Raw genomic sequence first — 10700 nt, 5'->3', positions numbered from 1 at the left:
CAACACCGCGGCCACGCAGACAGCGATTACAGTGGATACCGTGCTGCCGACAGTGACCATCAGCAGTGATAAACCCGCGTTGAAACAGGGCGAGACCGCCACCATTACTTTCACCCTCAGTGAGAGCAGCAGCGATTTCGCTATCGGTGATGTAGCAGTGACGGGCGGCAGTTTGTCGAACTTCACCGGCAGTGGCACGACTTACACAGCCACTCTGTCACCAAATACCGACGGCGATGTCACTCTGGATGTTGCCAGTGGCCGCTTTACTGATCCCAATGGCAACGCAAATGAGGCGGCGATATCGTTAGTCCTGTCATATGACGGTACCTTGCCTTACATCACAGCGCTAAGCCCGCAGGATGATGCCACGGATGTCAGCTACAACAGCAATCTGGCGATGACTTTCAGCGAAGCGATTCAGGCCGGAAGTGGCAGCCTGAGTATCCATGATGCAACTGCCGCCTCCACGCTGGCGACGTATAACATGGACGCTGCAGAGGTCAGTATTTCGGGTCATACCCTGACTGTGTCGCCCGGACAGACCTTTACCCCCACGCATACGTATTACGTCACTATGACTAATGATGCGCTGACGGATGTTGCCGGCAACCCATTTACCGGTTTCAGTAGCGAGACAGTGTTTAACTTTACCATCGCCAACGCTGCACCGGTTGCGGCCGGTGATGCGGTGACAGTCGCGGAAGATAACCTGATTGCTATCAGTGTGCTCGACAACGACAGCGATACTGACAGTCAGCTTAATGCAGCCAGTGTCACCGTTCTGACTGCGCCTTCGCATGGCAGTACCAGTATCAATACCGGGACAGGCACTATTACTTATACGCCGGATGCGAATTTCGCCGGGACAGACACCTTCACCTATCAGGTTCAGGATGTCTACGGCGCTGCATCTTCACCGGCCACAGTGACTGTCACTGTTACTCCTGTGGCTGATGAGCCGGTGGCAACGGCGGATGTCGGCAGTACAGACGAAGACACACTGGTGATTCTTGATGTGCTGGTCAATGACAGCGATGTCGATTCAGGCGATCTTCTGCAACCGGCCACACTGGCAATCGTCACTCAGCCTTCACACGGCTCGGCCACTGTTGAAAACGGTAAGATTCATTATCAGCCAGAAGCAAACTACGAAGGCACGGATACCCTGACCTATACCGTAGAGGACAGCACAGGACGGGTATCCAACACGGCGACTGTGACCATCAACGTCGCCGGTGTGAATGACGCCCCTGTTACTGTGGCTGATACCTTGTCAGTCAACGAAGATGAGAGCGGTGTTATTGAGGTGCTGGCCAATGACAGCGACCTTGACGGCACTCTGGCACCAGCCAGCGTCCAGGTGATCACTCAACCACAGAAGGGACAGACCAGCGTTGCGGCAGACGGCAAGGTGACTTATACCCCAGCGGCTAACTTCTTTGGTAATGACAGTTTCACCTATGTCGTGCAGGACGATTTGGGCGCGACCTCCCAGCCAGCCACGGTTACTGTGACTGTGACCAGTGTCAACGATGCACCAGTGGTCGTGAATGACACCGCTACTTTGCTGGAAGATACGCCGCACACAGTGAATGTACTGGGTAATGATCAGGATATTGACGGCACGATAGCCGCAAATACATTGACGATAGTGACCCAGCCGGAACAGGGCAGTGTCAGCGTGGACAGCAATGGCACAGTAGCCTATACCCCGGCGCTGAATTTCAGTGGTGAGGATCAGTTCACTTATAAAGTGAGTGATGATCTGGGTGCTGAATCCGGTATTGCGACTGTGACCATGACGGTACAGGCCGTGAATGATGCGCCGGTTGCCAATGCCGATCAGGTAACGACTCAGGAAGACACCCCGGTTGATATTGATCTGATCAGCAATGACAGTGATCTGGACGGTACACTCGATCTGAACTCCATTCAGGTGCTGACGCCGCCTCAGCTGGGTCAGTTGCTGGATCTGGGTAACGGCAGTTTGCGCTATACCCCGGATGCGGAGCAGTCCGGTACTGACAGTTTTACCTACACCATTTCTGATAACGAGGCCGACGTTTCCAATACAGCCACGGTTTCAGTGACGATCGAGACGGTCAATGATGCACCGACCATCAGCGGCACGCCCGTGCTTAGCGTCGATCAGGACCAGAGCTACGAGTTCCAGCCGGTGGCTGCGGATGTCGAAAGCGATGGCCTGACCTTCAGTATTACTAATCTGCCCGACTGGGCGAGTTTCGATGCGCAGACCGGTCGTTTGTATGGCGTGCCGGATAATGATGCTGTAGGCAGCGTCAGCAACATAGTGATCAGTGTTACTGATGGTGATAAAACCACATCGCTGCCGCCGTTCACCCTGACAGTCAACAATGTTAACGATGCGCCTGTTATCAGCGGACAGCCTCAGGATCAGGTGTCTGAAGACACTCAGTACAGCTTTACTCCTCAGGCATCCGACATCGATGCGGATACGCTGACCTTCAGCATTGAGAACAAGCCAGTTTGGGCCAGCTTTAATACGCAGACAGGTGAGTTGTCCGGTACGCCGGATAACAGCCATGTCGGCACTAGCAGCGGCATTGTTATCAGTGTGAGTGATGGCAGTGAATCGGCCTCTCTGGCAGCATTCAGTATCAGCGTGAATAACGTTAATGATGCACCGCAAGGAGAAAACCTGACGCTTACTCTGGCCGAAGATACCAGCCTGAGTATTGCCCCGGCGATGACCGATGTCGACAGCACAGCACTGAGTCTGCTGGTAACTGACGCACCATTACACGGTAGTTTAACCGCCCAGGGCAGCAGTTGGCTGTATACACCTTCTGCCGACTTTAACGGTGCGGATAGCTTCAATTATCAGGTCACTGACGGCGAGGCGGTATCAGGTATTTATACCGTGTCGATTGATGTGACGCCGGTGAATGATCCGCCCGTGATTGTTTCGGACTCGTATCACTTTAAAGCCAACACATCGGGTCGTTATGTTCTGGATGTGCTGAGTAACGACACGGATATCGATCAGGATCTGCTGAGTCTGATGTGGGTGACGGCGGTGAAAGGAACAGCCACCATACAAAATGGTCAGGCAGTTCTGACCACCACACAGCAAGGAACATTTTCGCTGAAATATGGTGCCAGTGATGGTAAGGGAGAGCAGCAAACTGGTCAGGTAACAGTGGTTATTGAATCGGCAGTTAGCCGGCCTCCCACGATTCAGCCGCCGGCTGATGTTGAGCTGAATGCAACCGGTTTGTTTACCAGAGTGAATCTGGGCGTTGCTAAAGCCACCGACAGTCAAGGCAAGCCATTGGCTGTCTCTTTGGTGGATCAGACACCTGTCTTCAAGCCGGGCAGGCATACGGTTTACTGGCGGGCGGTGGATGCGCAGGGTAATGAGTCCCAGGCCAGCCAGCAGGTTGTTCTGCATCCATTAATCACACTCTCTAAAGATGACCACACCACGGAAGGGACAACGCACAGCATCAGCGTTCATCTCAATGGCCCTGCGCCTGATTACCCGGTGACCATTCCTTATACCGTGTCAGGAAGCAGTGATGCGAATGATCATACCCTGCTGGATGGCGTGCTTGAGATTGAGCAAGGCACAAGCGCTGCGATTGAGTTTGATGTGCTGAACGATGGGATATCGGAAGGGCCGGAGACACTGGAAGTCACTTTACCTTCCACGCTGAATCTTGGCAGTAAGTCAGATTACACACTGACTATCTCAGAGGAGAACTTGGCACCAAGGGTGAGTACAGAGATTACTCAGGATGGCGATTCCCGGCACATTGTGGATATCTCTGGCGGCCAGGTTACTGTGAGTGCACACGTTACAGATGTGAACAGTGCAGACAGCCATAGCTATCTGTGGGAAGCCAGCGACAGTGCGCTAGCTAATCTCAGCTCCGGGGATGAACACTTTATCTTTGCGCCGGGTGCGCTGTCGCAGGGTGTGTACAGCCTAAAACTGACCGTCACGGATAACGGTACGCCTGTTCAGTCTGTGGTGAAACATATTTATCTGGAGGCTATTGCTCAGTTGCCTCAGTTAGGTGGTGAGGACAGTGATGGCGATCTGCTGCCTGACAACCAGGAAGGCTTCATTGACTCTGATGACGATGGCATCCCGGATTATCTGGATGTGACGACAGACTGTAACGTCATACAAGAGCAGGCCGTGGTATCTGGCCGCTATCTGCTGGAAGGCGACCCGGGTGTGTGCCTGCGCAAAGGTGTGACGGTTGCAGGTAATCAGATGGGAGGCGTACAGCTGCTGGCCAGTGAAATTCCGCCCGATGCCGAGGTCAAAAACACCGGTGGTGTCTTTGACTTTATTGCTCATGGTTTGCCGACAGCCGGTCAGAGTTATCAGGTGGTATTGCCGCAACGCTTACCCATACCGGCAAACGCGGTTTATCGTAAATTCACAGAAAGTCAGGGCTGGAAAAATTTTGTCACTGATGCACAAAACCTTGTGTCTTCTGCTCAGGGTGAAGCGGGTTACTGTCCGCCCCCGGGCGATAGTCAGTGGCAGGCCGGATTACAGGAAGGACACTGGTGTGTACAGTTAACCATACAAGATGGTGGCCCGAATGATGATGACGGCCTGGCCAATGGCAGTGTACTGGACCCGGGCGGTGTTGGTGTACCGCTGAGTGCCAATCTGTCGCCATCTGCTGTGGATGACGCCGTATTGCTCAACCGGAACGGGAACACAACGATAGATGTGCTGGCCAATGATACGGATGCCAACAATGATCCCTTGTCTGTGTTGGCGGCATCGGTGGATTTCGGCGTCGTCAATCTGATGTCTAATCAGATCCACTATGCCGCTCCTGATGGTTTCTATGGTGTTGCGACCATCAGTTACAGCATTTCAGACGGGACAGGCGGCACTGCGAATGCGCAAGCGAAAGTGACAGTGCTGAATAGCGATTACCCGGTTGCGGTGGACGATATTATTCAGACTGATGATAAAACGGCCGTGGTCATTGCCGTGCTGGGCAATGACACAGATGCTGACGGCGACAGTCTGACAGTGGTGTCTGCAGTGGCAAACCGAGGCTCGGTGACGATAAACACAGATCAGAGCCTGACATTTATGCCCGAAGCCGGTTATGAAGGAGAGAGTATCATTACCTATCACATTCAGGATGCGACCGGTCTGGAGGCCAGCGCTCAGGCACGTGTGACCACCACACTCAGCGAAGGTATGGTGGTGAAAAACCGGGCAGGAGGGGCTGTCACTGCCCTGATGCTGGTATTACTCGGCGGTTTGGGAGTCATGCGCCGCTGGGGCGGACGGCTGCTGGCGCTGGTATTGGCGCTGATCAGCTTTAACAGCCAGGCAGCCTGGTTTGTCGATGCCGAACTGGGCGTGAGTGAAGCCAGCGAGCGACATACTCAGCCGGCGGATACCCTTGTCTCACAAGATGACACTGACACGGCTGTGTCACTGGGGGTGGGCTATGAAACCGATCATCACTGGATACTGACGGCCCGCTATTTGGATCAGGGGGACGGCAAGGCCACACTCAAACCAACTAGCGCTGTGTCTGATGACTATCATCAGAGTGTGGTCAAGGCCACACCTGTGCTGACCTCGGGGGTGGCACTGGACGTGCGCTATCCTGTGGTGTCTGATAATGATTTCCGCTTTTTAGTCGGTGGCGGCGTTTACCGCTGGGAAGCGGATTACAGCAGTACGTTTCAGGGACAGACACTCAGTTCATCCGACTGGGGGGTCGATCCGTATCTGACAGCCGGGCTGGATTATCGCATCACACCGGCATGGCGGGTCGGTGGGAAATTCAATCGTTATTTCATTGATATCAACGATGTCAGCCAGGTCACATTGACGCTGAGTTACCAGTTTGGGCAGTAGCCCGTAGCCGGAAATCATAGCCAGGTAAACCCGATGCCGGCATGTGTCAGCATCGGGTGCGGTATTCGTTTGGCAATAGCTGCTTATACAAACTGGGAAAAATACTTCCCTTTGATTTGCGTCGTGGTGAAGGTTTTCACTCTGACATTGGGTGACCAGTGATTGATCGGCCAGCCGGCTTTTTGCTTCAGCGCTTTGATAAAGGCAGCCGGTGAGGTCAGTTTATCCCAAACCTGAGGTAAAAAGACCGCCTGCGAATGGTGCTCGGTCAGAATCACTCCCACTTTGTGCTCTTCAAGATAGGCGAGAAGCGCTTCTTCGGAATCGACCTGCAACAGTTTAGGATCAGAAAGCACAGACACCTCTATGGTCAGGCTGCTGAGCTGCTCTTCGGTCAGCGGCATGAAGCGTCTGTCCTGATAGGCGCTGTCTCTGGCTTTATTGTGCACTTCAAGTACCAGAGGCTCATTGGCGGTCACTGTTCCCAGGCAGCCCTGCAGTTCGCCGTCAACTTCCAGAGTCACAAAACATGCGCCGTTGGCGAGCAACTTACGGTTGTATAGATCCAGTTGTGGTGGTCGCGGCAGTGCTTCAGAGAAATGGCTGCGAATGGCCTCTCTGGCAATATCCAGCAGTTGGGTCATTTCCCCTTTATTCAGGGCCGGTTTGGGTGGTGGCGGACACGAGGTAACTGACATATCCAACGACTCTCTCCTTATCTCCGGCTTCTGTGTCGCCGGAATTTTTGTATTCTATTTGTGTTAAGAAATAGCCTCTTTGCTTCGCCAGTAATAACAAGGTGTTGATCCCGGTTGATCCGCAGGCTTGCTGCGGTGTCAGACTGGGGTCGAACGTTTCGATCACTGTCAGTGTACGGTGATCGATATCCTGTGCATCTGCATAGGGGTGGTAATGGCTCAGATCACTGCTGATCACCAGCAGGGTATCGTCCTGCCACAGGGGATCGATAATCTCTGCCAGCCGGGATGGTGCAATGCGGCTGGTCAGAACAGGCAGCAGGGTAAACGCAGAAAGGCAGCTTTGCAGGAAAGGTAACTGTACTTCCAGGCAATGCTCCAGCTCGTGTATATGATCTGATAACTCAATATCATTCAAATGCGACAGCTTTTCAACACCTTGTAAGTCGATTTTGACGTCACCTAACGGTGTGGCGAAATACTGGTCAGCAGGCAGGGCGCAACCGTCAAACACATAATGATGGCTGGGTCCAATCAAAATCACTTTGCGATACTGACTGTGCGCTTTTTTCAGCCAGCGAAAAGCCTTGGCAGCTACTTCGCCGGAGAACATATATCCCGCGTGCGGCACGATCAGCGCCCTTGGCATCAGCTCAGCGTCACAGGGTTCAGCAAACCATTGCTGAATCTGTTTTCTCAGCCCGAGCGGTGAAGCCTGATAAAACCGTCCAGCCACGGCGGGAGCGCGAATGGTCATTGTCTGGCCTTTGTCTTCGTTATTACTGCAACAAGGTAACGCACCGCTTGCAGGCAAGAACAGAGCGCCACCAACTATAGTTAAGTATAGGAAGGAATAATGACCGGGCTGTTACCAGAACAGCGACCGGAACCATTGCCAGCAACCCAACCGGACAGAAATCACCGCCATGGCACAACGAACCCCGGCACCGACAGTGCAGATTGCAAAAGGAAACGGCTCAGCTGAAAGCTGGCCTACCGAGTTCTGGCACCAGCTGGACGACGGCCGGGTGGTGTGTGACGTTTGCCCGCGGCACTGCCGGTTGCGCGAGGGTAAGCGCGGCGCCTGCTTTGTACGCATGGCGGAGCATGGCCAGATAGTGCTGACCAGCTATGGGCGTTCGAGCGGTTTTTGTATTGATCCTATTGAGAAAAAACCGCTGAATCATTTCTATCCCGGCAGCTCAGTGTTGTCATTCGGTACGGCGGGCTGCAACCTGGGCTGTAAATTTTGTCAGAACTGGAGCATCAGCAAATCGCGTGAAATCGATACCTTAGGCGCAACGGCCATGCCGGAGCAGATTGCCCGGGCGGCCAAGGCGTACGGCTGTGATTCTATTGCCTTCACTTACAACGATCCGGTCATTTTCATGGAGTACGCCATGGATTGTGCGCAAGCCTGCCATGCTCATGGTATCCACAGCGTGGCGGTGAGTGCGGGCTATATTTGCGATGCGCCCCGGCAGGCGTTCTACCGCCAGATGGATGCTGCGAATATCGATCTGAAAGCCTTCACTGAGCACTTTTATCATAAAATCTGCAGCGGCCATCTGGCCCCTGTGCTCGATACGCTGTTATACCTTCGCCACGAAACCTGTGTGTGGTTTGAAATCACCACTTTGCTGATCCCGGGTGAGAATGACAGCCCGGCCGAAATCGCAGCAATGTCCCGCTGGCTGATGGACAACCTTGGCCCGGATGTGCCTTTACACTTCAGTGCCTTCCATCCTGATTTTAAAATGATGGATACGCCGCCGACACCGCCTGCCACTGTCCTGCAGGCCAGACGGATTGCGCTGGAGGCCGGTCTGCATTATGTCTATGTCGGTAATATGTTCGATCAGGCTGGCGACAGCACTTATTGCCCGGGTTGTGGACAGCGGGTGATTTCACGCAACTGGTATGCACTGGGCGATTACTCCCTGACGGAGAACGGCTGCTGTAAACATTGCGGTTTTCATCTGGCAGGACGGTTTACGGCTTACCAGGGCAGCTTTGGTCGCAGAAGGATCCCAATCCAAATTCGTGCCTGAAAGCGGATAAAACCAGCAAGCCGGGCACTGAGATTTTACTCCTGTGCCGCTTTGCATTATCTTACCGTTTTTCCCGGTACCAAACAGAGAACGTCCCGTATGACTATTGAAGAATTACACCAGTTTCAGAACCTGGTCATTACCCAACCAAACTGCCCTTACTGTGTGAGAGCAAAAGCTATCCTGGATGATCGCGGTACTGACTATACAACGCTGGTACTGGGTCAGCAGTTAGAAAAAACCGAGATGGTTGCATTTATCGAGCAAGTGGCAAATACCACAGTACGCACTGTGCCGCAAATCATCCTGGACGGTAAATATATCGGGGGTCACGATGATCTGGTCGCTTTTTTAGAGCGGCAGGTTGAAGCCGATGCGCTTGGTGATTTCGAATTGTGATAAGCAAGGCTCCCGTTGGGAGCCTTTTCTTTATTGATTAACCATTCAGTAGGAGGTCGGTATGAGTTTTAACGTCAAAGTCGCCTGGCAGGGTAACAGTCAGCCGGGTGAAGAATTCAGCCGGGATCATCAGATCCAGTTTGGCAGCGGGCAATCTCTCAATGCTTCGTCAGCGCCGGATTTCAAAGGCAGTGCCGATAAAGTCAACCCGGAAGAAGGCCTGATGGCGGCTCTGTCTTCCTGCCACATGCTGACTTTCCTGGCCATTGCTCACCTCAAACGATTGCCGGTTGCCAGCTATCAGGACAATGTCACGGCTGAACTGGGTAAGAACGACGCCGGAAAAACCAAAGTGGCCGCTATCGATCTCAACCCTGTCATCACTTTTGTCGACGGTGTAGAGGTATCACCTGAAGTGCTGGAAAAAATGCATCACAAAGCGCACGACAACTGTTTTATTGCCAACAGCCTGAATACCACAGTCCGGCTGAATGGAAAGGAGTTCAGTCATTGATTCAGCTCGATACGGCCATAGCACTGGCAGGCCTGTACAGCGGTAAAGTGGCGCAAAGATACGGCATCAGAACCGCAATGGCCAAGCAGGCGGTCAGCGGCAAACTGTACCTCTCAGTAACCGGACTGGATGGCGATGAATGCGCCGAGCCTAAATTTCATGGCGGTACAGAAAGGGCGTTGCATCAGTATCCGCTGGAACATTATGCGTTCTGGCAGCAGCAGTTCCCGGACCGTGACTGGCCGACACCCGGGGTGGGAGAGAACATCAGTACCCAGGGAATGACAGAAGAGAATGTGCGGCTGGGTGATCGCTACCAGTGGGGCGAGGCGGTGATAGAAATCAGCCAGCCCCGTTCTCCTTGCTTTAAGCTCAGCCGACGCTGGGAACTGCCGGACTTCTCTGAAGTTATGCAGCAGACAGGGCGTTGCGGCTGGCTGTACCGGGTGATTACACCGGGATATGTCAGCAGCGATGAACCTTTGGTGCTGATCAAGCAAGGAGAAGACAGGTTCACGGTGAAACGCGTGCTGGATTGGTATTTCAATGACCCGATGAATCTGGACAAGCTGCGCATGCTGCAAGAGTGTGAGGCGCTGTCGGTCAGCTGGCGCAACACGGTTGAGAAACGCCTGAATACCGGTGAGCTCGAAAACTGGCATTTCCGCCTCAACGGAGCGGGCTGATGTTGAAAGGGATCCACCATACGGCGATCATCTGTTCCGATTATGCCAGATCGAAAGCGTTTTATGTCGATCTGCTCGGGCTGGATATTGTCTCTGAACATTACCGTGAAGCCCGGCAATCCTGGAAGCTCGACTTAGCCCTGCCGGACGGCAGTCAGATTGAGCTGTTCTCTTTTCCCGACGCCCCGCCGAGGCCAAGTTATCCTGAAGCTCAGGGGCTCAGGCACCTTGCGTTTGCCGTTGAATCGGTAGAGGCCGCGGCACTATGGCTCAATGAGCAGGGCATTGCGACTGAAGCGGTTCGTATTGACGAACTGACAGGAAAAGCCTTTACGTTTTTCAGTGATCCGGATGGTTTGCCGCTGGAGTTGTATCAAGGCGAATGAAGGGGCGTTTTCAGTCATTAAGCACGGGCTACGCAGGTAGCCCGTTGTCTTGTCACGCAGTTTGCAGATG

The 10700-nt window shown here is 53.5% G+C and carries 8 protein-coding genes; 6 read left to right on the top strand and 2 right to left on the bottom strand.

Annotation, left to right across the window (positions count from 1 at the left end; translation table 11 throughout):
- Nucleotides 1-31 precede the first annotated feature (31 nt).
- Nucleotides 32-5896, top strand: coding sequence for a tandem-95 repeat protein (locus tag H511_RS23330; RefSeq protein WP_051288126.1), 5865 nt, complete (start codon nt 32-34; stop codon nt 5894-5896).
- Between the two features lie 83 nt (nt 5897-5979).
- Here H511_RS23330 and amrA read toward each other — a convergent pair whose 3' ends face one another.
- Together amrA and amrB are read right to left on the bottom strand one after the other, a co-directional pair.
- Nucleotides 5980-6594 carry an AmmeMemoRadiSam system protein A gene (gene amrA, locus H511_RS0112475; RefSeq protein WP_036759506.1) on the bottom strand — a complete coding sequence of 205 codons (615 nt, stop codon included), beginning with the start codon at nt 6592-6594 and terminating at the stop codon, nt 5980-5982.
- A complete protein-coding gene (amrB, locus tag H511_RS0112470) occupies nt 6548-7351 on the bottom strand; it encodes an AmmeMemoRadiSam system protein B (RefSeq protein WP_027252589.1) in 804 nt (267 codons plus the stop codon). The genes amrA and amrB overlap by 47 nt, the downstream gene beginning before the upstream one ends.
- Before the next feature lie 169 nt (nt 7352-7520).
- Here amrB and amrS point away from each other — a divergent pair, with 169 nt between their 5' ends.
- The 5 genes from amrS (at nt 7521) to gloA2 (ending at nt 10630) form a co-directional block, all read left to right on the top strand.
- Nucleotides 7521-8645, top strand: a complete 1125-nt coding sequence (amrS, locus tag H511_RS0112465) for an AmmeMemoRadiSam system radical SAM enzyme (protein WP_081669268.1) — start codon at nt 7521-7523, stop codon at nt 8643-8645.
- A gap of 99 nt (nt 8646-8744) precedes the next feature.
- The gene (locus H511_RS0112460) at nt 8745-9044 is read left to right on the top strand and encodes a glutaredoxin domain-containing protein (RefSeq protein ID WP_027252587.1); all 300 of its coding nucleotides are present in this window, start codon (nt 8745-8747) and stop codon (nt 9042-9044) included.
- A gap of 61 nt (nt 9045-9105) precedes the next feature.
- Nucleotides 9106-9558, top strand: coding sequence for an OsmC family protein (locus tag H511_RS0112455; RefSeq protein WP_027252586.1), 453 nt, complete (start codon nt 9106-9108; stop codon nt 9556-9558).
- Nucleotides 9555-10244 (top strand): MOSC domain-containing protein, encoded by a 690-nt coding sequence (locus tag H511_RS0112450; RefSeq protein ID WP_248616591.1) that lies wholly within the window; start codon nt 9555-9557, stop codon nt 10242-10244. The genes H511_RS0112455 and H511_RS0112450 overlap by 4 nt, the downstream gene beginning before the upstream one ends.
- Complete coding sequence (gene gloA2 / locus H511_RS0112445) at nt 10244-10630, top strand: SMU1112c/YaeR family gloxylase I-like metalloprotein (protein WP_027252584.1); 387 nt, start codon at nt 10244-10246, stop codon at nt 10628-10630. The genes H511_RS0112450 and gloA2 overlap by 1 nt, the downstream gene beginning before the upstream one ends.
- Nucleotides 10631-10700: the final 70 nt, after the last annotated feature.

Origin of the sequence: Photobacterium halotolerans DSM 18316 (assembly GCF_000425165.1) — a bacterium.
Lineage (GTDB): Bacteria > Pseudomonadota > Gammaproteobacteria > Enterobacterales > Vibrionaceae > Photobacterium > Photobacterium halotolerans.
This window is presented reverse-complemented; position numbering and strand designations above follow the sequence as displayed.

Bases quoted from the DNA above. Each gene is read 5' to 3' on its own strand.
- amrA (WP_036759506.1), bottom strand. From the start codon at position 6,594: ATGTCAGTTACCTCGTGTCCGCCACCACCCAAACCGGCCCTGAATAAA.
- amrB (WP_027252589.1), bottom strand. From the start codon at position 7,351: ATGACCATTCGCGCTCCCGCCGTGGCTGGACGGTTTTATCAGGCTTCA.
- amrS (WP_081669268.1), top strand. From the start codon at position 7,521: ATGGCACAACGAACCCCGGCACCGACAGTGCAGATTGCAAAAGGAAAC.
- H511_RS0112460 (WP_027252587.1), top strand. From the start codon at position 8,745: ATGACTATTGAAGAATTACACCAGTTTCAGAACCTGGTCATTACCCAA.
- H511_RS0112455 (WP_027252586.1), top strand. From the start codon at position 9,106: ATGAGTTTTAACGTCAAAGTCGCCTGGCAGGGTAACAGTCAGCCGGGT.
- gloA2 (WP_027252584.1), top strand. From the start codon at position 10,244: ATGTTGAAAGGGATCCACCATACGGCGATCATCTGTTCCGATTATGCC.